Genomic DNA, 20,232 nt, shown 5'->3' on the forward strand with positions numbered 1-20,232 from the left:
GCCGTGAAGACCAATCTCCCCGCCGAGCCCAACGCCTTCGTCGGCCGCGAACGCGACGCCGCCGACCTCGGCAGGCTGCTGGAGAGCATGCGCGCCGTCACCCTGTGCGGGGCGGGCGGGATCGGCAAGACGCGGCTCGCGCTGCACGTCGCGCACGCGGTTCTCGACGCTCCGCCGGCGGACGGCGCCGACGACGGGGGCGTCTGGTTCGTGGAACTGGCCGACGTCCGCCCGGACGGGACGACCGAGCCCGTCGCGCGGCGCGTCGCCGCGGCCCTCGACGTGGCCGAGGAGGACGGCCGGCCGCTCACCGAGACGCTCGCCGGGGCGCTGCGCGCGCCCGCGGTCCTGCTCGTCCTCGACAACTGCGAGCACGTCGTCGAGGAGTGCGCGAAGCTCACCGGCCTGCTGCTGGCCCGCTGCCCGCGGCTGCGGATCCTCGCCACCAGCAGGGAGCCGCTGCGGATGGCGGGGGAGAACGTGTGGCGGGTGCCGCCCCTGGAGCCGGACGAGGCGGTCCGGCTGTTCCTGGAGCGCGCGAGGGCGGCGCGGCCCGGGTTCGCCCCGTCCGGGGCCGTGTACGAGGTCACCCGGGCCCTCGACGGGATGCCGCTGGCGGTGGAGCTCGCCGCCGCCCGGGTCCGGGTGCTGTCGGCCGAGCAGATCGCGCGCCGCCTCGCCGACCGGTTCCGGCTGCTCAGCGCCGGCGACCGCACCGCCCCCGCCCGGCAGCGGACGCTGCGCGCCGCGATCGACTGGAGCCACGAGCTGCTGGACGGGCCGGAGCGCGTCCTCCTGCGGCGCCTGTCGGTCTTCTCCGGCTGGACGCTGGAGCAGGCCGAGCACGTCTGCGCAGGTCCCGCGCCGCCCGGCGGCGCCGCCCTGCCCGCCGACGACGTCCTGGACACGCTCACCGCGCTCGTCGACAAGTCACTCGTGACGGTGACCGGGGAGACCGGCGGGGAGGTCCGGTTCCGGCTGCTCGACAGCATCCGCGAGTACGCGGCCGAGCGGCTCGCGGACGCCGGCGAGGAGGCGGCGTTCCGCGGGCGGCACCGCGACGCAGTCCTCGCCGCCGCCGAGCGCGACGGCCGGGTCGCGCTCGGCGTCGAGCCCGCGCCCTGGGCGGACCGGGTGGCGCTGTTCCACCGGTACGACACCGAGCTCGGCAACGTGCGGGCCGCGCTGACCTGGTCGCTCGACCACGGCGACATCGCCGAGGGGCTGCGGCTGTGCACCGCGCTCCGGGCCTTCTGGATCGCGCGCGGCCGCGTCGCCGAGTGGGCCGACCGGACCGACCGCTTCCTGTCCGCCGGCCGCGATCTCGACCCGCGCGTCCTCGGCCCGGCCCTGGCCGGCCGCGCGCAGCTCGCCGTCGGGGGCCGCGACTTCGCCCACGCCGCCCGGCGCGCCGGCGAGGCGCTCGCCCTCTGCCGCGAGGCCGGGGACGACTTCATGACCGCGACCGCGCTGATCACCGGCGCCGAGTGCCTCGCCCGCGCCGGCCGCTTCGCCGACGCCGCCGCCTGCCTGGACGAGGCCGACGCCCTCGTCCGCGGCCCCGGCCGGGAGTGGACCCGCGCCTACGCGTGCGCGGCCCGTGGCTACCTGCTGATCCGGGAGTCGCGCCTGCGCGAGGCCCGCGAGCGGCTCGACACGGCCGCGTCCGTCATGCGGGAGATCGGCCACCTGTGGGGCGCCTCCCACGCCATGATCGGCCTCGGCAGGCTCGCGGAGCTGCGCGGCGACCCCGACTCGGCCCGCGGAAACTACGCCGCGGTCCTGCCGATCCTCGCCGAGATCGGCGCGCGGCCGGAGCTGGCGCGGGCCCTCGCCGGCCTCGGCCGCGTCGCGCTCGCCCAGGGCGACCTCCCCTCGGCCCGCGCGTCCCTCGCGCGGAGCCTCGCGCTGAGCCGCTCGTCCGGCATCCGGCTGGACGTGGCCCGCGCACTGGACGCGTTCGCCGAGCTGGTCGCGTGCGAGGGCGACGCGCGCGGCGCGGTCACGCTCGCGGGCGCGGCGTCCGCGCTGCGCGAGGCGACCGGCCGCGAGCCCGGCACCGGTGCGCGCCGCGAACGCGTGCTCGAACCGATCCGCCGCCGGATCGGCGAGCCCCTCGTCGCCCAGTACTGGGGGGAGGGCCGCGCGATGCCCGCCGACGACGCGGTCGCCCGCGCGCTGCGCGGCCCCGGGACCGTCCCGCCGCCGAGGCGGCCGGTGCCGGGCGGCGCCGCGGAGGCCGTCCCCGCGCCGGTCACGCCGCCGAGCACCCTGACGGCCCGCGAACGGGAGATCGCCCGCCTCGTCTCCCGCGGCCTCAGCAACCGCGGGATCGCCGACGAGCTGGTCATCAGCCCCGCCACCGCCGCCCGCCACGTCACCAACATCCTGACCAAGCTCGGCTTCTCCTCCCGCGCCCAGATCGCCGCCTGGGCCGTGGACAACGTCCCCGCGGAGGGCTCCTGACCGCGAGGTGTGTACACACCTCGTGCGCTCTCCGGGCGTCCGCCGAATACGACGGTGGTTGCGCACTTCGGCGCATGCGCGGCCGGGACCGGCCGTCCTAGCGTCGGCGCCATGCTCTCCAGAGGTGCGGACCCCGCCTACCCGGCGGTCACAGTGACCCGCGCGGTGTTCGGCGCCGCGCCCGACCCCGGGAAGACCGCGGTGCTGGACGTGTCCTCCGGACGCTCCCTGTCCCACGGCGCGCTCTCCGCCATGGTCGGGACCGCGGCCTCCGCCCTGGCGCGCGCCGGGTCGGAGCCGGGGGAGGTGATCGGCCTGCGGCTGCGCGAGCCGCTGGACCTCGCCGTCGCGCTGCACGCCGTGATCGCGGCCGGTGCCGTCGCCTTCCCCCTCGCGGGCCCGGACGCGTCCCGCCTGCTGGACGAGGCCGATGCCCGCTTCGTCATCACCGACGGCCCGGGCGGCGATGGCGACCGCCTCACCGGCGAGGCGGCCCCGCTGCGGCTCACCGACCTGCTCGCCGACCCGGCCCGCGCGGACACGGCCCCGCCCGCGCTCGCGGCCCCCGCCTGCGGCGACATCGCGCTCCTGGCGGCGACGCGGGGGACCGGCAGGAGGCCCGCCCGGACGGTGCGGCTGACGCACGCGGAGGTCGTGGCGGGCCTGGTGAGGGTCGCCGAGTCGGCCATGTTCGGCGGCGCGGACACGGTGCTGAGCGCGCTGCCGTTCGGCACCGTCCTCGGGCTGAACGGGGTGCTCAACCCGGCGCTGCGGCTCGGCGCCACCGTCGTCGCGTTCTCCGAGACGGGGCGCCACGACCTGCTCCGCTCGCTGCGGGACCACCGGGTGACCGTCGCGGTGCTGCCGCCGGAGCTCGTGGAGGCCCTCGCCTACGAGCGCGCCGTCTGCCAGTACGACCTGCGGGCGCTGCGCGCCGTGGTGGCCGCCGGCGGGCCGCTCGCGGCGGAGGAGGCGCGGGCCGCCGCGTCCCGGCTCGGCTGCCCGGTGCGGCAGGCGTACGGGCTGGCCGAGGCCGGCGGGTTCACCCATCTCAACCTGCGCGCGGCCGAGGAGGGGACGCTCGACTCGGTCGGCCGCGGCCTGCCGGGCGTGGCGTGGCGGGTCGTGGATCCGCGCACCGGGGCGGTGCAGCCGTCCTACCAGCCGGGCGAGATGTGCGTCCGGCTCCCGGCGGCGCGGGCCGCCGCGGGGCCCGCGCGCTGGCTGCCCACCGGGGACTCGGCGTTCGCCGACGAGCACGGGCGGGTGTTCATCCTCGGACGGCTCGCCGGGGCGCGCCGCGAACCGCCCGGCGACCCGGAGGCGGTGCTGGCCGCGCATCCGTCCGTGCGGGACGCCGTCGTGGCGCCCGCCCCCGACGACGACCTCGGGCTCGCGCCCCACGCGTTCGCCGTCCCGGCCGAACCGGTGTCCGAGGCCGACCTCCTCGCCTACGTCAACGGGCGCGTGCCGAAGACCCGGGAGGTGTCGGCGGTGCACGTCGTGGACGAGATCCCCCGCACGCCCGACGGCCGGGTCAGGCGCCGCGAGCTACTGGAACGCGCCGGCCTGGCCCCGTGACGTACACACGCGGCTACACACTTCTTCGGATGCGGCGCCGGACGGGCGCGGCGTACCTTCGCCGCATGTCCGAGGCGAGCACTCCGGTCCCCGACGCCACGATCACCGACGTGGTGCTGGAGGCGGTCGGAGACGCGGACAGGGCCGGCTCCCGGCCGCGCAGGCGCCCCGCCCTCGTGGATCCCGCGGGCGAACTCGGGCACGCCGACTTCGCAAGAGCGGTCCCGGCCGCGGCCGACGGCCTGCGCCGCCACGGGGTCCGGCACGGCGACGTCGGCGCGGTCCACGTCCGCGGCGTCCGCGAACTGGCCGTCGCCGCCCACGCGGTCACCGCCGCCGGGGCCGTCCCGGTCCTGCTCCCGCCCGGCGGCGCCCCCGCCGGGCTCGCCGGAATGATGAACGAGGCCGGCGCCCGTTTCCTGCTGACCGGAGAGGACACGGCGGCCGCGTCGATGGCCGCCGTGGAGCGTTCGTACGTCAGGCAGGTCTTCGCCTTCGGGGACGTCGCCGGCGCCACGCCGTTCCGCCGCCTCCTGGAACCCGGGGGCGCCCGGGCGGGCAGGCCGCCCGGACCGCTCCGGGACCCGGCGCTGCGCGTGCCGGCCCCATGGGGGGACATCACCCACGCCGACCGCCTCGCCGACCTCTACCGCCTGTGCGGGACGCTGGGCATCTCGGACGGGGACGTGGTCGCCCTGTGCGGCCAGGACGTCCCCGCGCCCACGCGGATGGGGCTGGTGGACCTGTGCCTCATGCGGGGCGCCACCCTCGTGGGCGTCCCCGGCCGCGACGCGGGGGACCTCCTCGAAGCGATCCTCGACCACCGGGCCACCGCCGCCGTCGTCACCCCGGCGCAGCTCCGCGCCATCGCCTTCGACCACGGCCGCGTCCCCGTCCCCGGGGTCCGCCTCCTGGTGACGGGCGCGCCGTCCGCCGAGGCCGTCCACGCCTGCCGCTCCCGGCACCGCTGGCCGGTCGCCCTGCTGTGCTGACGGGCCGTTCCCGCGCGCCCCGGGGACGCGCGGGAACGGCGGGCGTCAGCTCGCGGGGGCGGGGTGGGGGATGGACTTGTGCTCCAGGTAGGCGTGCAGGCCCTCGGGGCCGAGCTCGCGGCCGAGGCCGCTGTTCTTGTAGCCGCCGAAGGGGGTGTTCGGGTCGAGCGTGTACATGTTGACGCCGCAGCTCCCGGTGCGGATGCGGCGGGCGACCTCGACGCCGTGCTCGACGTCGGAGGTCCAGACCGAGCCGCCGAGCCCGTAGTCGCTGTCGTTGGCGATCTTGATGGCGTCGTCCTCGTCCTCGTAGGGGATGAGGACCAGCACGGGGCCGAAGATCTCCTCGCGGGCGATGCGCATGTCGTTGCCGACGTCGCCGAAGACGGTGGGCGCGACGTACCAGCCGCGGTCGTGCGGGCGGTTCAGCCCGCCGGTGATCAGCTTGGCGCCCTCGTCCTGGCCGATCCGGATGTAGTTCTCCACGCGCTCCTGCTGCCGCCTGGCGACCAGCGGGCCGATCTCGCAGCCGTAGTCGGCGGGGTCGCCGACCGACAGGCCGCCCACCATGGTCGCGAGGGCGTCGGCGACCTCGTCGTAGCGGCGGCGGGACGCGAGGATGCGGGTCTGCGCGGCGCACGCCTCGCCGTTGTTCATCAGCGAGGCCAGCTTGAAGCCCTCGACGGTGGCGGCCAGGTCCGCGTCGTCCAGGACGATCGCGGCGGACTTGCCGCCGAGTTCGAGGGTGACCCGCTTGAGCTGCTCGCCGCAGACCGCGCCGATCCTGCGCCCGGCGGCGGTGGAGCCGGTGAAGGACACCTTGTCGACGTCGGGGTGCGCGACGAGGTAGGCGCCGACCTCGCGTCCGGCCGGGACGATGTTGACGACGCCCTCGGGGATGCCCGCCTCGCGGATCCACTCGGCCAGCAGGTAGGAGTCGAGGGGCGTCTCGGGGGAGGGCTTGGCGACGACCGTGCAGCCGGCGATGAGCGCGGGCGCGAGCTTGAGCATCAGCGTGAACTGCGGGACGTTCCACGGGACGATCGCCGCGACGACGCCGACCGGCTCCTGGGTGACCGTGACCGGCCCCAGCATGCCCTGCCGCTCCTCCTCCCAGGTGTAGGAGGCGGCGAGGTCCACGTAGTACTGGAGCACCATCTGCGGGATGGCCGCCTGCCCGAACACCGAGAACATGATGGGGGAGCCCATCTCGGCGGTCACCAGGTCGGCCATCTCCTGCTGCCGCTCGGCGTAGATCGCCGAGAGCCGGCCGACGATCTCCGCGCGCTCGGCGGGGGTCATCCGCGGCCAGGGGCCCTCGTCGAAGGCGCGCCGGGCCGCCGCGACGGCCGCGTCGATGTCGCCCTCGGTGCCCTCGGGGACCCGCCCGATGACCTCCTCGGTGTGCGGGGAGACGACGTCGATCACGCCGGTCCCGGCCGGTGCGGCCCACTCGCCTCCGATGAACAGCCGATCGTGCTCGCGCATGCTGCTGTGCCTCCCCTGCCCGAGGGCCGACGCGGGTAACCGAATGCTTGCTTGGCCACAGCATCGCATGACGTCCCGGGGCGTTGGCAAGAGGAATGAGACTGGAGTCTCATTTGGTACAACGGACCCGTGTCAGAGATCGCCGACGTCTGGTTCGACCCGTCCTGTCCCTACACCTGGATCACCACGCGGTGGCTCCTGGAGGCCGCCGAGGTCCGGCCGGTCACGCCGCGCTGGCACCTGCTGAGCCTCGCCGCGCTGAACGAGGGCCGGGACGACGATCCCGAGAACGACCCCGAGGGCTACCTGTGGCTGCCCGCGCGGGTCTGCGCCGCCGTCACCGCCGAGGCCGGGCAGGCGGCGCTCGGGCGCTTCTACACCGCGTTCGGTACCCGCGTCCACGAGCGCGGGGAGATGGGGGTGCGGACGATCCCCGACGCGCTCGCCGAGGCCGGCCTGCCGGAGGAACTCGCCGCCGCGGCCCTGGACGCCCGGCACGACGGCGCGGTCCGCGCCTCGACCGCCGAAGGGCTCGCGCGGGTCGGGCCGCACGTCGGCACGCCCGTCGTCGCGGTCGGCGGTCGCGCGTTCTTCGGCCCGGTCCTGTCCCGCGTCCCGCGCGGCGAGGCGGCCGGCCGGCTGTGGGACGGGACGCTTCTCGTCGCCGGGACGCCCGGCTTCCACGAGCTCAAAGGGCGGCCCCACGCCGCCCCCGACCCCTCCTAGAGCCCTAGAGCAGGTGGGCGTTCGGGCGGCGGGCGCGCTCGGCGAGCTCGGGCAGCTCGACCGCCTCGACGCCCGCGGCCGCGAGGATCTCCGCGCCCGTCCCCGCGGCGAACAGGGCCGGCTCGCGCCACGCGAACACGACGCGGCGGGCGCCCGAGGCGACGATCAGCTCCGCGCACGTGCGGGGACGCGACGCGCGGTGCCCGCACGGTTCGAGGGAGCTGTAGACGGTCGCCCCGGCCAGGTCGCCGCGCGTCCTGGCGAGCGCGGCCTCCTCGGCGTGGTCGTGCGGGTCGTCCTCGCGGGAGAAACCGCGCGCGACCTCCCGCCCGTCCGCCCCGACGATGACCGCGCCCACCGAGAACGCGGTGCGCGACGGCGGGCACTGGGCCGCGAGGTCGCACGCCAGGGCCAGCCAGCCGAGGTCATCCACGCGCGCCCCCGGCCAGGTAGCGCAGCAGGGCGAGGTCGCCGATGCGGGTGGCCTCCTGGAGCCGCATGGGCCGCTCCGGGGACTGCGGGAACACCCCGGACCGCACGAAGCGCGGCGCGGACGGGTCGCCGACGAAGAACGGCGCGACCACGAGCTGGAGCTCGTCCACCGCGTCGGCGGTGAGGAACAGCGTGTGGATCCCGCCGCCGCCCTCGACCATCAGCCGCCGGACGCCCCGGGCGGCGAGGTCGCCGAGCACCGCGTCCAGCGCGAGCGGGTCGCCCGCGTCCACGACGTCGGCGAGCCCGGCCAGCCGGGTCGCCAGGGAGCCCGCCGTGCCGGTCGGGGCGTACACGAGCTTCGGGGACCCGCCCGTGGTGAAGAACCGCGCGCCGGGGTCCAGGTCGCCGCTCCACGTCAGCGTCACCTTGGTGAGGTCGGGCGGCAGCCCGCGCGCGACCCGCTGCTCCCGCCGCGCCGCCGACCGCACGAGCAGCCTCGGGTCGTCGGCCCGGACGGTGCCCGCGCCGACGAGGATCGCGTCGCAGCCGGCGCGCACCGCGTCGACCCGGTCCCAGTCGGCCGTGCTGGACAGCCGCAGCCGCTCCGGAGTCGCGTCGTCGATGTAGCCGTCGGCGGACATCGCGCAGCTCAGCAGCACGTAGGGACGCTCGCTCACGCCGCCACCCTACGGGAGCGCCGCGTCCTTGATCGCATCGCCCGCGCAGATCGTTTGAGGCGACTCGGCGTTTCTGCGCCGGATGTGTCGGAGGGGGTGCCTATGGTTGCTGCGACATGCGAATCCTGCACACCTCCGACTGGCATCTCGGCAGATCGTTCCACCGCGAGGACCTGCTGGCCGCGCAGGCGGCGTTCGTCGACCACCTGGTCGAGACCGTCGCGGCGGAGCGGGTCGAGTGCGTGCTGGTCTCCGGGGACGTCTACGACCGGGCCCTGCCCGCGGTCGACGCCGTCCGGCTGTGCAACGAGGCCCTGGAGCGGCTCGCCGCCCTCACCCGGGTCGTGCTCATCGCGGGCAACCACGACTCCGCGCGCCGCCTCGGGTTCGGCTCGGCGCTGATGGACGCCGCGGGCGTGCACGTCCGCACCGACTTCGCGACCGTGGGGGAGCCCGTCGTCGTCGGCGACGCCGCTATCTACGGCATCCCCTACCTGGAGCCCGAGCTCGTCCGCCACCCGTGGGAGCTGGAGGAGCGCAGCCACGCCGCCGCGCTCACCGAGGCCATGCGCCGCGTCCGCGACGACGCCGCGCGCCACGACCGGCTCTCGGTCGTGCTCGCGCACGCGTTCGTCACCGGCGGCGAGTCCAGCGAGAGCGAGCGCGACATCTCGGTCGGCGGCTCCTCGCAGGTGTCGGCGTCGGTGTTCGACGGCGTCGGCTACGCGGCGCTCGGCCACCTGCACGGCGCCTGGCGCATCGGCGACCGCGTCCGCTACTCGGGCTCGCCGCTGGCCTACTCCTTCTCCGAGGAACGCCACGTCAAGGGCTCCTGGCTGATCGACCTGCGCGCCGACGGCGTCGCCGCGGAGTTCGTGGAGGCGCCCGTCCCGCGGCGCCTGGCGCGGGTCCGCGGCCGCATCGACGACCTGCTCTCCGACCCGTCCTTCGACGGGCTGGAGGACCGCTGGCTCCAGGTCACGCTCACCGACGGGCGCCGCCCGTCCGCCGCGATGGAGCGGCTGCGCCGGCGCTTCCCGCACACGCTCGTCCTCGGCTTCGAGCCCGAGGGCGGCGGCGCCGACGGCGCCCGCGCCTGGTCCGAGCACGTCCGCGAGCGCTCCGCCCTCGACATCGCGGGCGACTTCGTCGCCGAGGTCACCGACGGGCCCGCCGGCGGCGACGAATGCGCCCTGCTCCACGAGGCCTTCGAGGCCTGCCGCCACAAGGAGGCCATGGCGTGAGGCTGCACCGGCTGGAGATCGCGGCGTTCGGGCCCTTCTCGGGGACCGAGGTCATCGACTTCGACGCGCTGTCCGACGCCGGGCTGTTCCTCATCCAGGGCCGCACGGGCGCGGGCAAGACGAGCATCCTCGACGCGGTGTGCTTCGCGCTCTACGGGCAGGTGCCCGGCGTCCGCAACGCGGTGAAGGGGCTGCGCAGCGACCACGCGCCGCCCGGCGCCGGGCCGCGCGTGGTGCTGGAGACGACCATCCGGGGCCGCCGCCTGCGCGTCTCGCGCTCGCCCGCCTGGGAGCGGCCGAAGCTGCGCGGGTCCGGGACGACGACCGAGCACGCCAAGGTCGTCGTCGAGGAGTTCGAGCACGGCGGCTGGGTGGGGCTCACCACGCGGCTCGACGAGGCGGGCGACCTCGTGACGCGGATGCTCGGCATGACCGCCGTCCAGTTCTGCCAGGTGGCGATGCTGCCGCAGGGGGAGTTCGCCGGGTTCCTGCGCGCCGGCGCCGACGAGCGCCGCAAGGTCCTGGAGCGGCTGTTCGCCGCCGAGGTGTACGCGCAGGTCGAGAAGTGGCTCGCCGAGCGGCGCGCCGCGACGGGCCGGGAGGCCGCCGGGCTCGGGGCGCGGGCGGTCTCGATCGCCGACCGGATCTGCGAGACGACCGGCGCCGCGCCGCCCCGCGAGCCCCGCCCGGCCGTCCCGGCGCCGCGCCGGGGGGAGCCGGCCGTGGAGCCGTTCGCCGAGGTGGAGGCGCTGCCCGCGTGGGCCGCCGAGCTCGCGGGCGGCCAGGAGGACGTCCGCGCGGTCGTCGAGGAGCTGCGCGCGGGCGCGGCGGCGACGCTGCGCGCGGCGCGCGAGGAGCTGGAGGAGGCGCGGGCGCTCGCCGGCCGGCGGCGCCGCCACGCCGAGGCGCTCGCCAGGCGCGACGCGCTGGCCGGGCGCGCGGAGGAGAAGTCGCGGCTGGCCTCGCGGCTCGACGCCGCCGCCCGCGCCGACCGGGTCGTCCCGCTCGTCAGGGACGTCCAGGCCCGGCACGGGGAGGCGGGCCGCGCCCGCCGCTGGGCCGAGGAGACCCGGTCCCGGGCCGCCGCGCTGCTGCCGCCGAAGGCGCCGCAGGACGTCCTCGCCAAGGCCGAGCGCGACCGCCGCGACGAGGTCGCGGGCCTGGAGGGACGCAGGGCCGCCGCCGCCCGGCTCCGGCAGGCCGGCCGCGAGCGGGAGGCGCTGGCCGGGGAGCTGCTGCGGCTGGAGCCGGAGGACGCGCGGATCCGCGCCGCGCTCGCCGAGCTTCCCGCGCTCGTGGAGGCGCGCCGCGCCGAGCTCGACGAGGCCAGGGTCGCCGCCGCCGGGCGCTCGGGCGCCGCGGCGGACGTCCGCGACGCCGGGCGCCGCCTCGACGCCGCGCAGCGCCGCGACCAGGTCGAGCTCCGGCTCGCCGAGGCGGAGGCCCGGTACCGGACCGCGGTCGACGCGGCCCAGGACGCCCGGCAGGCCGTCCTCGACCTGCGGCAGGCGCGGCTGGACGGCATGGCCGCCGTCCTCGCCGAGGAGCTGGCGGACGGCGAGCCCTGCCGGGTCTGCGGCTCCACCGAGCACCCGGCCCCGGTCACCTCGCTCGCGCTGATCCCGACCGAGGAGCAGGTGGAGGAGGCGCAGTCCGGGGCCGACGCCGCCCAGGACGCCCGGGAGCAGGCCGGCACCAGGGTCGGGGAGCTGCGCACCGAGCGCGACGAGCTGCTGGAGATCGCCGGCGAGGCCGACGCGGACGCCCTCGTCGCCGAGCTCGCCGAGGCGCAGGCGGCGCTGGAGGCCGCGCAGGCCCGCGCGGCGGAGGCCGAGCGCCTGGAGCAGGCGCTCCACCGCGACGAGCAGGAGCTCGACCGGGTCCGCTCCGCGCAGGAGGAGACGTCCCGCGCCCTCACCGAGATCCGCACGCACGACCGGGAGCTGGCCGCCGAGCAGGCCCGGCTGTCCGCCGAGCTCGACGAGGCCCTCGGCGGCGACCCGACGCTGGAGGCCCGCATCGCCCGGCTCGCCGGCGAGGCCGACCTGATCGCCGCGGCGGTCGAGGCGGCCCGCGCGTACGGGCGCGCCGCCGAGGAGCTGTCCGCCGCCCGCGCGAAGGCCGGGCAGGAGGCCGGGGAGCAGGGGTTCCGGACGCCGGAGGAGGTCCTCGAAGCCGAGCTTCCGGACGAGGAGCAGGGCGTCCTGCGCGACCGGATTCGCAGGCTCGACGACGAGGAGGCCGAGGTCCGCGCCCTGCTCGGCGACCCGGAGCTGGTCGCGGCCGCCGCCGCGCCCGCACCCGACCTGCCCGCCCTGGAGGCGGCGGCGGCCGCCGCGGACGCGGCGCACACCGGGGCCGCGAACGCCGCCGACCGCGCGCGGCACCGCTGCGAGCGCCTCGCCGAGCTGCGCGTGGACCTCGCCGCCGCCGTCGGCGCGTGGCGTCCCGCCGCCGGGCGGCACGAGGTCGCCGAGCGCCTGGCGGGGCTCGCCTCGGGCAAGCACCCCGCGAACCGGCACGACATGTCGCTGTCGGCGTACGTGCTGGGCGCCCGCCTCCGCCAGGTCGTCGCCGCCGCGAACGAGCGGTTGGACCGCATGTCCGGGGGCCGCTACGCCCTCGTGCACACCGTCGAGAAGGCGGCGGGCGACCGTGCCAGGGGGGCCGGGGGGCTCGGCCTGCGCGTCGCCGACTCCTGGACGGGCCTGGAGCGCGACCCGGTCACCCTGTCGGGCGGCGAGTCGTTCATCACCTCGCTGGCGCTGGCCCTCGGCCTCGCCGACGTCGTCACCGCCGAGGCGGGCGGCACCGAGATCGGCACCCTGTTCGTCGACGAGGGGTTCGGCACGCTCGACGAGGAGACCCTCGACGAGGTCATGGACGTCCTGGACGGCCTGCGCGACGGCGGCCGGGCGGTCGGCATCGTCAGCCACGTCGCCGAGCTGCGCGCCCGCATCCCCGCGCAGCTCCGCGTCACCAAGGACCGCGCGGGCTCCACCGCCGCGGTCGTCGTCTGACGCGCCGGGCGGGCGGGGGCGCAGGTCAGCCGGAGATGTACTGCAGGATCACGTTGTGCACGTGGTGGCTCTTGTCGGCGCCGCGGAACTCGACCTCGTAGGTGTGCGTGCCGACGTTGATCGCGATCGAGCCGGTGGAGAAGTAGGACCCGGCCCACGACTTGTTGCTGACCACGCTCACGGAGGTGACCCGGGAGTAGGGCACGCTGGTGATCGCGTACTTCTTGCCGGCGAAGCTGCGGTCCTGGATGATCACCCGGCGGTCGGTGAGCCCGATGAACCCGGTGCCGGCGCCGACCGCGTCGTAGACGGCGATGATCTGCTCGCCGGGCAGCAGCCCGCTCTCGATCTGCTTGAGCTGGCCCGACCTGTCGTGCTGGACCCCGTCGCCCATGGCTCCTCCGGTGCTCGCGGCGTTCGTCCCGTTCCGTAGGGAGTGTCTCAGCCGCCGGGCGCGGACCGGGCGGCTTCCAGGAAGCCGACGCACCGGCCCAGCAGATCGATCAGCGTCTGCCGCTCGGCGTCGGTGAACTCGGCGGCGAGCCCGCGCTCGACCCTGACCGCGCGGGCGTCGGCGCTCTCCAGGACGGCCGCGCCCTCGGCGGTGATCCGCGTCTCCAGGATGTTGCGGTGCCACTCGTGCGGGGTGCGCTCGATCAGCCCGCGCTCCTGGAGGTTCTTCAGGACGGTGTTCATCGTCGGCGGGGTGACCGCGCACTTGCGGGCCAGCGCGGCGGCCGACATGCCCGGGTTGTCGTCGAGGTGCAGCAGGGCCGCGTACTGCGGGACCGTGAGCCCGCTCGGCTTCAGCGCCGCCTGCTTGGCGCCGTTGAGCGCCTGCTCGGCGCGCTTGAGGTGCGAGCCGAGGCGCTCAGAGGCGGGCAACGAGGTCATTCCCGCATGGTAGCGAGCCTGCGGGGAGAAGTCTGTTGACGAGTATTAGGGTTCTAACTATCGTATGTGCGCGTACTAATGATGTAACTCGAACGGAGATGTCATGTCGCGCATCCAGCGCTCCACCGCGGCGGCCGTGGCGGGCCTCGCCGTCGCCGCCCTCACCGTTTCCGCGGCGCCCGCGTCCCTGGCGGCCGGCGCGCGCGCCGCCGCGGCCCCGGCGGCCGCGTCGCGGATCTCCACGGCCTACGTGCTGCCGGGCGACCGCGTGTATCCCGAGGGCATCGCCGCGGATCCGCGCACCGGCACGATGTACGCCGGGTCCTTTAAGGACGGCACGGTCTACCGCATGCGTCCGGGCCGCCGCACGGCCGAGGTGTTCCTGCCCGCCGGCGCCGACGGCCGCCACACCGCCAACGGGCTCAAGACCGACCGGGCCGGGCGGCTGTGGGTGATCGACTCCTCGTCCGGCGTGGCGGTCTACGACGCCCGCAGCCGCGCCCTGCTGGCGCGTTTCGCCGTCCCCGGCGACGGCGCCCGGTTCGTCAACGACCTCGCCGTCGCCCCCGACGGCGGCGTCTACCTGACGGACAGCTCCCGCGCCGTCGTCTACCAGGTCACGCCGCGGGACCTGGAGGCGGCCCGGGGCGGGACGGGGACGCTCACGCTCCGGTTCGACCTGAGCGACGTCCTCGAACCGCACGAGCCGGCCGACTTCACGCTCAACGGGATCGTCGCCGACCCCACCGGACGGTTCCTGCTGACCGACGACATGCTCGGCGGCGACCTCTACAGGCTGGACCTCGCCACCGGCGCCATCCGCAAGGTCGCTCTGAGCGGCGGTGACATGCGCAACGCGGACGGTCTGGAACTCCAGGACGGGCGCCTCTGGACGGCCGACAACGTCGACAACGCCCTCACCCGCTGGCGAGTCGCGCCCGACGGGACGCGCGCCCGCCTCGAGCGCACGCTGGCGGACCCGTCCCTCCAGGTCCCGACGACGCTCGTCCGCCGCCACGGGACGCTCTACGTGGTCCGCTCGCAGTTCGACAAGGGCGGCCCGCTCGGCGACGGCATCCCGGAGATCCCCTTCACCGTCGCCGCCGTCCGGGGCCTCTGACGGCTGAGCTCGGCCATTACCTCTATAGGTGAACGCCATTCATCATTGGCTCGGAAACGTGAAACTCTGCCGAGCCGCGGGAGGTTCTTCGAGCCGAACTGGCTTTCTGGAAAAAGCCGGATAAACGTGCTTCAATCATTTCCGGGTGATCGCCTCGGACGGTTCGTCATCGAGCGAAAGGAGAGGCCATGACCGGCTCCCAGGACCGGGCGGCCCTCTGGGTCAGGCCCGACTACGAGATCATCGAGACCTCGCTGGAGGTCACGGCGTATTTCACCGCCGAAAGCTGAGATCGGCTCCTATGCGGTTGCGGATTCTCGGCACCGCGGCGGGCGGCGGCGTTCCCCAGTGGAACTGCGGATGCACCGGGTGCGCCGCCGCCCGCGCCCGCCCCGCGCTGCGCCGCCGGCACGCCTGCGTCGCGGTCGAGGCCGGCGGCGGGCGGTGGCTCCTGGTCAACGCGACGCCCGACGTCGCCGCCCAGATCGAGGCCGCCGCCGAGCTGCGCCCGGACCCGGGGTCGCGGCGCAGCCCGGTGGCGGGCGTGGCCCTCACCGACGCCGAGCTCGACCACGTCCTCGGGCTGCCCGTTCTGCGGGAGGCGCCGAGCCTGCACATCTTCGCCACCGCCGCGGTTCGGCACGCCCTCTCCCGCGGCCTCCGCCTGGACGACGTCCTCGCCCCCTATGCGGGCGTCACGTGGTCGGAGCTCGCGGAGGGGGAGCCCGCCGTCTTCGGCACGCTGGAGGTGCGGGCCGTCCGCGTCTCGGGGAAGCGGCCCCGCTACGCCGCGGACCTCGACGCCCCCGGCGACGCGTGGTCGGCGGCGCTGCGCGTCACCGACCGCCGGGACGGCGGGACCGTCGCCTACGCGCCCTGCCTGGCCGCCTGGCCCTCCTCGCTCGACGACGCGCTGACCGGGGCGGACTGCGTGTTCCTCGACGGCACCTTCTGGGACGACGAGGAGCCCCGGCGCTCCGGCTGCTCCGACCGGACCGCCACGGGAATGGGGCACCTGCCCATCACCGCCACGCGCGGGCCGTTCGCCGAGCTGCCCGCCGCGCACCGCCTCTACACCCACCTGAACAACACCAACCCGCTGGTCGACCCGAACGCGGACGGGCACCGCGCGCTGGCCGCCCTCGGCATCGAGGTCGCCGCGGAGGGCGCGGTGATCGACCTGTGAACCTCGAAGACCGGCTGCGCGCGCTCGCGGCCGAGCGCTACCACCACCGGCACCCGTTCAACGTCCGCATGCACGAGGGCCTGCTCTCCCCGGCCGAGCTGCGCCGCTGGGTGCTCAACCGGTTCCACTACCAGCGCGGCATCCCCGTGAAGGACGCGTACGTCCTCGCCAAGCTCGGCAGCCGCGACCTGCGGCGGAGCTGGATCCGCCGCATCCACGACCACGACGGCCGTCCCGGGGAGGACGGCGGGATCGAGCGGTGGCTGCGCCTCGGAGAGGCCGCCGGCCTGGACCGGTCGGCGCTGCTGTCGGGCGAGGGCGTCCTGCCGGGCGTGCGGTTCGCGGTCGACGCCTACGTGGGCTTCTGCCGCGACGGCACGCGCCTGGAGGCCGTCGCGTCCTCGCTGACCGAGCTGTTCGCGCCCGAGCTGATGGCGACCAGGATCGACGCCTGGGAGCGCCACTACCCCTGGGTCGAGCCCGAGGGGCTGCGCTACTTCCGCGCGCGGGTGTCGCAGGGGCGTCGCGACTCCGCCGAGGCGCTCGCCCTCGTCCGGCAATGGGCGCGTACTCCCGGCGACGAGGAGAGGGTGCTGGCCGCGCTCGCCTTCAAGTGCGACGTCCTCTGGTCGCTGCTGGACGCGGTCGAGCACGCGTCCGCCGCAGAGGAGCCCTCCGATGCCGGCTGACGGGGCGGAGGGGGAGTGGCGGCCCGCCCTCGCGCGCTCCGTCGTCCTCAGGCACGACGCGGTCCGCGGCGCCGACCTGCTGCTCATGCCCGAGCGGGCGGTGCGGCTCAGCGCGACCGGCGGAAGCGTCCTGCGGCTCTGCGACGGCCGCCGGACGGTCGCGGACATCATCGCCGCGCTGGGGGAGAGCTTCCCGGACGCGCCGCTGGCCGACGACGTCCCCGAGTTCCTCGACCGCGTGCGGGCGGAAGGATGGCTGCGATGACCGGTGCGCCCGCCCCCTGGGCCCTCCTCGCCGAGCTCACCCACGCCTGCCCGCTGCACTGCCCCTACTGCTCCAACCCCCTCGAACTCGTCCGGCGGGACGCCGAACTCGGCACCGCCGACTGGGCCCGCGTCTTCGCCGAGGCGGCCGGCATCGGGGTCGTCCACGCGCACCTGTCCGGCGGCGAGCCGCTGCTGCGCCGCGACCTCCCGGAGATCACCCGGGCCGCGCACCGCGCGGGCGTGCACACCCAGCTCGTCACGAGCGGTCTCGGCCTGACCGCGCCCCGCCTGGACGGCCTGGTCCGCGCCGGGCTGGACGGCGTGCAGCTCTCCGTCCAGGACGCGCGCCGGGTGCCGTCCGACCTCATCGCCGGGCGGACGTCCTTCCGGGCCAAGGAACGCGCCGCCGGGGTCATCGCCGCCGCCGGGCTCCCGTTCGGGCTGAACGTCGTCCTGCACCGGCACAACCTCGACCGCCTCCCCGAGATCCTCGACCTCGCGGCCGCCTGGGGCGCCGACCGGATCGAGCTGGCCAACACCCAGTTCTACGGGTGGGCGCTGCGCAACCGCGCGGCGCTGCTGCCCGCGCGCGACCAGCTCGACCGGGCCAGGGCCGTCGTCGCCGAGCGGCGGAAACGGCCCGGCCCCGAGATCGTCTGGGTGCTGCCGGACTACTACGAGGGCGTCCCGAAACCCTGCATGGGCGGATGGGGCGCGCGTTCCATCACGGTCGGCCCGGACGGCACCGCGCTGCCGTGCCCGGCCGCGTACGCCCTGCCGGACCTGGAACCGCCGAACGTCCGCGACCACCCGCTGGGGTGGATCTGGGCGGACTCGCCCGCCTTCAACGCCTATCGGGGGACCGGCTGGATGACCGGCCCGTGCCGGGAATGCCCCCGCCGCGACACCGACTTCGGCGGCTGCCGCTGCCAGGCGCACGCCCTCACCGGGGACGCCGCCCGCACCGACCCCGCCTGCTCGCTCTCACCCGACCACCACCTGGTGCGCGACCTGGCCGACGCCGCCGGCGACGGGCCCGGGGGCGACTTCGCCTACCGGCGTCCGCCGCCCGCCGTCACAGATTCGTGAGCAGGACGGCGGGGTTCTCCACGCAGTCGGCCACGAACCGCAGGAACCCGCCCGCCGCGCCGCCGTCGCAGACCCGGTGGTCGAACGTCAGCGAGAGCTGGGTCATCTTGCGCGGCACGACCGCGCCGTCCACGACCCAGGGACGGTCGATGACGCGGCCCACGCCGAGCAGCGCCGCCTCGGGATGGTTGATGATCGGGGTGGAGCCGTCCACGCCGAACACGCCGTAGTTGTTGAGGGTGAACGTGCCGCCGGTCAGCGCCTCCGGCGGCAGCCCGCCCGAGCGCGCGAGGCCGGTGAGCCTGGCCAGCTCCGCGGCGATCTGCGCGGTCGTCATCAGGTGCGCGTCCCGCACCACGGGCACGACCAGGCCGCGGTCGGTCTGCGCGGCGAAGCCGAGGTTGACGTGCCCGTACCGGACGATCTCCTGCCGGTCGGCGTCGACCGAGGAGTTCAGCTCGGGGAACTCCCGCAGAGCGGCCACGCAGACGCGGGCCAGCAGGGCCAGCAGCCCGACGCCGAGTTCGGGCCGGGTCCGCCGGAGCGCGTCCTTGGCCTCGACGAGGGCGGTGGCGTCGGCGTCGACCCAGGTCGTCGCGTCCGGGATCTCGCTGCGGCTGCGGGTGAGCTTGTCGGCCACCGCTCGGCGGATCCCCCGCAGCGGGATCCGCTCGGGCATCGGACGGGCGGCGGGCACCGGCGTCTCGGCGGGAGTCTCGGCGGGCGTGCCGGTGGTGGCGATGGCCTGCTCGACGTCGCGGCGCAGGATCACGCCGCGCGGGCCGGTGGCGGCGACGGCGGCGAGGTCGAGGCCGTGCTCGCGCGCGATCCTGCGGACCAGCGGAGAGATCACGCGCGGGGCGCCCGCGCGGCGGGGCTCCGGCGCGGGCGCCACCGGAGCGGCCGCCACTGGAGCGGGGGCCGCCGCCGGGGCCTTCGGGCCGCCCGCGCGGCGCCGTCCGCGCCGGCCCGGCCCGTGCCCGGTGCCGTAGCCGATCAGGACGTTGCCGGACCCGGCCTGCTCCTCCTCGCGGTAGCGGGCCGCGTCCGGATGCGCGTCCGGGACGGGCCGCACGTCCGGAGCGGCCGCCGACTCCGCGGGGCCGACCTCGATGAGCGGCTCGCCGACCGCGAGGACCGCGCCCGCCTCCGCGTGCAGCCGCAGGACGGTCCCCGCGTAGGGGACGGGCACCTCCACGGCCGCCTTGGCGGTCTCGACCTCCACCACGACCTGGTCGACCTCGACGGTGTCGCCCGCGGCGACCTTCCATTCGACGATCTCGGCCTCGGTCAGGCCCTCGCCGAGGTCGGGCAGGCGGAACACCTGCCGGGTGGCGGCGGTCACGAGGCCTCCCTGTCCAGGTGCAGGACGTCGGGGACGTCGTCGAACTGGAGCCGGTCGACGGCGTCCAGGACGCGGTCGGCGTCCGGCAGGTGCGAGTGCTCCAGCTTCGGCGGCGGGTAGGGGATGTCGAACCCGGAGACGCGCAGCACGGGCGCGGCCAGCGAGTGGAAGCAGCGCTCCTGCACGCGGGCCGCGATCTCCGCGCCGACGCCCGCGAAGCCCTGCGCCTCCTGGACGACCACGCAGCGGCCCGTCTTGCGCACCGAGGCGGCCACCGTCCCGTCGTCGAACGGGACGATGGTGCGCAGGTCCACCACCTCCAGGTCGCGTCCCTCCCGCGCGGCGGCCTCGGCGGCCTCCAGCGCCACCGGGACGCTCGGCCCGTAGGCGACGAGCGTCGCGTCCCGCCCCTCGCGGCGCACCACGGCCCGCCCGAACCCGGCGGCGCGCCGGTTCTCGCGGGTGATGTCGCCCTTGGCCCAGTACAGCCGCTTGGGCTCCATGAAGATGACCGGGTCCGGGTCGGTGACGGCGTCGCGCAGCAGCCAGTACGCGTCGTCGGCGGTGGCGGGCGTGACGACCTTCAGGCCCGGCGTGTGCGCGTAGTAGGCCTCGCTGGAGTCGCAGTGGTGCTCGACGCCGCCGATGCCGCCCGCGTAGGGGATGCGGATCACCATCGGCAGCGACAGGCGGCCGCGGGTGCGGTTGCGGAACTTGGCCACGTGCGAGGCGATCTGCTCGAAGGCCGGGTAGGCGAAGGCGTCGAACTGCATCTCCACCACGGGGCGGAAGCCGCCCATCGCCATGCCCACGGCCAGGCCGACGATCCCCGCCTCGGCGAGCGGGGTGTCGAAGCAGCGGTCCTCGCCGAAGTCGCGGGTCAGCCCGTCGGTGATGCGGAAGACCCCGCCGAGCGGCCCCACGTCCTCGCCGAAGACCAGCACCCGCTCGTCCTCGGCCAGCGCGTCCCGCAGCGCGGCGTTCAGCGCCTGCGCCATCGTCGTCGCGGCCAT

General features: G+C 76.1%; 19 protein-coding genes. 12 read left to right on the forward strand and 7 right to left on the reverse strand.

The window, feature by feature from the left end; genetic code table 11:
* Positions 1 to 3 precede the first annotated feature (3 nt).
* The 3 genes from BJY14_RS35290 to BJY14_RS35300 all read left to right on the forward strand — a co-directional run bounded on the left by BJY14_RS35290 (position 4) and on the right by BJY14_RS35300 (position 5,039).
* Positions 4 to 2,466: an ATP-binding protein gene (locus tag BJY14_RS35290; RefSeq protein ID WP_312879556.1), complete on the forward strand. Its 2,463-nt coding sequence runs from the start codon at positions 4 to 6 to the stop codon at positions 2,464 to 2,466.
* 111 nt (positions 2,467 to 2,577) lie between these two features.
* Positions 2,578 to 4,047, forward strand: coding sequence for a class I adenylate-forming enzyme family protein (locus BJY14_RS35295; RefSeq protein WP_179847556.1), 1,470 nt, complete (start codon positions 2,578 to 2,580; stop codon positions 4,045 to 4,047).
* Between the two features lie 65 nt (positions 4,048 to 4,112).
* Positions 4,113 to 5,039, forward strand: a complete 927-nt coding sequence (locus BJY14_RS35300; protein ID WP_179847557.1) for an AMP-binding protein — start codon at positions 4,113 to 4,115, stop codon at positions 5,037 to 5,039.
* A gap of 45 nt (positions 5,040 to 5,084) precedes the next feature.
* On the opposite strand, the gene BJY14_RS35305 is transcribed toward BJY14_RS35300, so the two are convergent.
* Positions 5,085 to 6,527, reverse strand: coding sequence for an aldehyde dehydrogenase (locus BJY14_RS35305; protein ID WP_179847558.1), 1,443 nt, complete (start codon positions 6,525 to 6,527; stop codon positions 5,085 to 5,087).
* Between the two features lie 129 nt (positions 6,528 to 6,656).
* Here BJY14_RS35305 and BJY14_RS35310 point away from each other — a divergent pair, with 129 nt between their 5' ends.
* Positions 6,657 to 7,253, forward strand: coding sequence for a mycothiol-dependent nitroreductase Rv2466c family protein (locus BJY14_RS35310; RefSeq protein WP_179847559.1), 597 nt, complete (start codon positions 6,657 to 6,659; stop codon positions 7,251 to 7,253).
* A 4-nt stretch (positions 7,254 to 7,257) separates the two neighbouring features.
* Here the strand turns inward: BJY14_RS35310 and BJY14_RS35315 are convergent, their stop codons facing one another.
* Positions 7,258 to 7,686, reverse strand: coding sequence for a cytidine/deoxycytidylate deaminase family protein (locus tag BJY14_RS35315; RefSeq protein ID WP_179847560.1), 429 nt, complete (start codon positions 7,684 to 7,686; stop codon positions 7,258 to 7,260).
* Entirely contained in the window at positions 7,679 to 8,365 is a 687-nt protein-coding gene (locus BJY14_RS35320; RefSeq protein ID WP_179847561.1) for a RibD family protein, read from the reverse strand. The genes BJY14_RS35315 and BJY14_RS35320 overlap by 8 nt, the downstream gene beginning before the upstream one ends.
* Before the next feature lie 116 nt (positions 8,366 to 8,481).
* On the opposite strand from BJY14_RS35320, the gene BJY14_RS35325 reads away from it, so the two are divergent.
* Together BJY14_RS35325 and BJY14_RS35330 are read left to right on the forward strand one after the other, a co-directional pair.
* On the forward strand, positions 8,482 to 9,609 hold the full coding sequence (locus tag BJY14_RS35325) for an exonuclease SbcCD subunit D (protein ID WP_179847562.1): 1,128 nt from the start codon (positions 8,482 to 8,484) through the stop codon (positions 9,607 to 9,609).
* On the forward strand, positions 9,606 to 12,629 hold the full coding sequence (locus tag BJY14_RS35330) for an AAA family ATPase (RefSeq protein WP_179847563.1): 3,024 nt from the start codon (positions 9,606 to 9,608) through the stop codon (positions 12,627 to 12,629). Before BJY14_RS35325 ends, BJY14_RS35330 begins: the two co-directional genes overlap by 4 nt.
* A 25-nt stretch (positions 12,630 to 12,654) precedes the next feature.
* Here the strand turns inward: BJY14_RS35330 and BJY14_RS35335 are convergent, their stop codons facing one another.
* On the reverse strand, positions 12,655 to 13,023 hold the full coding sequence (locus BJY14_RS35335) for a PH domain-containing protein (RefSeq protein ID WP_179836129.1): 369 nt from the start codon (positions 13,021 to 13,023) through the stop codon (positions 12,655 to 12,657).
* Between the two features lie 47 nt (positions 13,024 to 13,070).
* Positions 13,071 to 13,523, reverse strand: coding sequence for a MarR family winged helix-turn-helix transcriptional regulator (locus tag BJY14_RS35340; protein ID WP_179847564.1), 453 nt, complete (start codon positions 13,521 to 13,523; stop codon positions 13,071 to 13,073).
* 103 nt (positions 13,524 to 13,626) lie between these two features.
* On the opposite strand from BJY14_RS35340, the gene BJY14_RS35345 reads away from it, so the two are divergent.
* The 6 genes from BJY14_RS35345 to pqqE all read left to right on the forward strand — a co-directional run bounded on the left by BJY14_RS35345 (position 13,627) and on the right by pqqE (position 17,874).
* The gene (locus tag BJY14_RS35345; RefSeq protein ID WP_179847565.1) at positions 13,627 to 14,643 is read left to right on the forward strand and encodes an SMP-30/gluconolactonase/LRE family protein; all 1,017 of its coding nucleotides are present in this window, start codon (positions 13,627 to 13,629) and stop codon (positions 14,641 to 14,643) included.
* Between the two features lie 188 nt (positions 14,644 to 14,831).
* Complete coding sequence (pqqA, locus tag BJY14_RS35350) at positions 14,832 to 14,933, forward strand: pyrroloquinoline quinone precursor peptide PqqA (RefSeq protein WP_179847566.1); 102 nt, start codon at positions 14,832 to 14,834, stop codon at positions 14,931 to 14,933.
* Between the two features lie 11 nt (positions 14,934 to 14,944).
* A complete protein-coding gene (pqqB, locus tag BJY14_RS35355; RefSeq protein WP_179847567.1) occupies positions 14,945 to 15,829 on the forward strand; it encodes a pyrroloquinoline quinone biosynthesis protein PqqB in 885 nt (294 codons plus the stop codon).
* Complete coding sequence (pqqC, locus tag BJY14_RS35360) at positions 15,826 to 16,518, forward strand: pyrroloquinoline-quinone synthase PqqC (RefSeq protein WP_179847568.1); 693 nt, start codon at positions 15,826 to 15,828, stop codon at positions 16,516 to 16,518. Before pqqB ends, pqqC begins: the two co-directional genes overlap by 4 nt.
* The gene (gene pqqD / locus BJY14_RS35365) at positions 16,508 to 16,783 is read left to right on the forward strand and encodes a pyrroloquinoline quinone biosynthesis peptide chaperone PqqD (protein ID WP_179847569.1); all 276 of its coding nucleotides are present in this window, start codon (positions 16,508 to 16,510) and stop codon (positions 16,781 to 16,783) included. The genes pqqC and pqqD overlap by 11 nt, the downstream gene beginning before the upstream one ends.
* Entirely contained in the window at positions 16,780 to 17,874 is a 1,095-nt protein-coding gene (pqqE, locus tag BJY14_RS35370; RefSeq protein WP_179847570.1) for a pyrroloquinoline quinone biosynthesis protein PqqE, read from the forward strand. The genes pqqD and pqqE overlap by 4 nt, the downstream gene beginning before the upstream one ends.
* Here the strand turns inward: pqqE and BJY14_RS35375 are convergent.
* Both BJY14_RS35375 and BJY14_RS35380 read right to left on the reverse strand, forming a co-directional pair.
* Positions 17,861 to 19,219: a dihydrolipoamide acetyltransferase family protein gene (locus BJY14_RS35375; RefSeq protein ID WP_179847571.1), complete on the reverse strand. Its 1,359-nt coding sequence runs from the start codon at positions 19,217 to 19,219 to the stop codon at positions 17,861 to 17,863. The two genes, pqqE and BJY14_RS35375, sit on opposite strands and share 14 nt — an antisense overlap.
* Positions 19,216 to 20,232: an alpha-ketoacid dehydrogenase subunit beta gene (locus BJY14_RS35380; RefSeq protein WP_179847572.1), complete on the reverse strand. Its 1,017-nt coding sequence runs from the start codon at positions 20,230 to 20,232 to the stop codon at positions 19,216 to 19,218. Before BJY14_RS35380 ends, BJY14_RS35375 begins: the two co-directional genes overlap by 4 nt.

It is taken from the genome of Actinomadura luteofluorescens (assembly GCF_013409365.1).
GTDB classification, from domain to species: Bacteria; Actinomycetota; Actinomycetes; order Streptosporangiales; family Streptosporangiaceae; genus Spirillospora; species Spirillospora luteofluorescens.

Coding starts and splice junctions, on each gene's coding strand:
- BJY14_RS35295 (WP_179847556.1), top strand. CDS start 2,578: ATGCTCTCCAGAGGTGCGGACCCCGCCTACCCGGCGGTCACAGTGACC.
- BJY14_RS35300 (WP_179847557.1), top strand. CDS start 4,113: ATGTCCGAGGCGAGCACTCCGGTCCCCGACGCCACGATCACCGACGTG.
- BJY14_RS35305 (WP_179847558.1), bottom strand. CDS start 6,527: ATGCGCGAGCACGATCGGCTGTTCATCGGAGGCGAGTGGGCCGCACCG.
- BJY14_RS35325 (WP_179847562.1), top strand. CDS start 8,482: ATGCGAATCCTGCACACCTCCGACTGGCATCTCGGCAGATCGTTCCAC.
- BJY14_RS35335 (WP_179836129.1), bottom strand. CDS start 13,023: ATGGGCGACGGGGTCCAGCACGACAGGTCGGGCCAGCTCAAGCAGATC.
- BJY14_RS35340 (WP_179847564.1), bottom strand. CDS start 13,523: ATGACCTCGTTGCCCGCCTCTGAGCGCCTCGGCTCGCACCTCAAGCGC.
- BJY14_RS35345 (WP_179847565.1), top strand. CDS start 13,627: ATGTCGCGCATCCAGCGCTCCACCGCGGCGGCCGTGGCGGGCCTCGCC.
- pqqA (WP_179847566.1), top strand. CDS start 14,832: ATGACCGGCTCCCAGGACCGGGCGGCCCTCTGGGTCAGGCCCGACTAC.
- pqqB (WP_179847567.1), top strand. CDS start 14,945: ATGCGGTTGCGGATTCTCGGCACCGCGGCGGGCGGCGGCGTTCCCCAG.
- pqqD (WP_179847569.1), top strand. CDS start 16,508: ATGCCGGCTGACGGGGCGGAGGGGGAGTGGCGGCCCGCCCTCGCGCGC.
- pqqE (WP_179847570.1), top strand. CDS start 16,780: ATGACCGGTGCGCCCGCCCCCTGGGCCCTCCTCGCCGAGCTCACCCAC.
- BJY14_RS35380 (WP_179847572.1), bottom strand. CDS start 20,232: ATGGCCGCGACGACGATGGCGCAGGCGCTGAACGCCGCGCTGCGGGAC.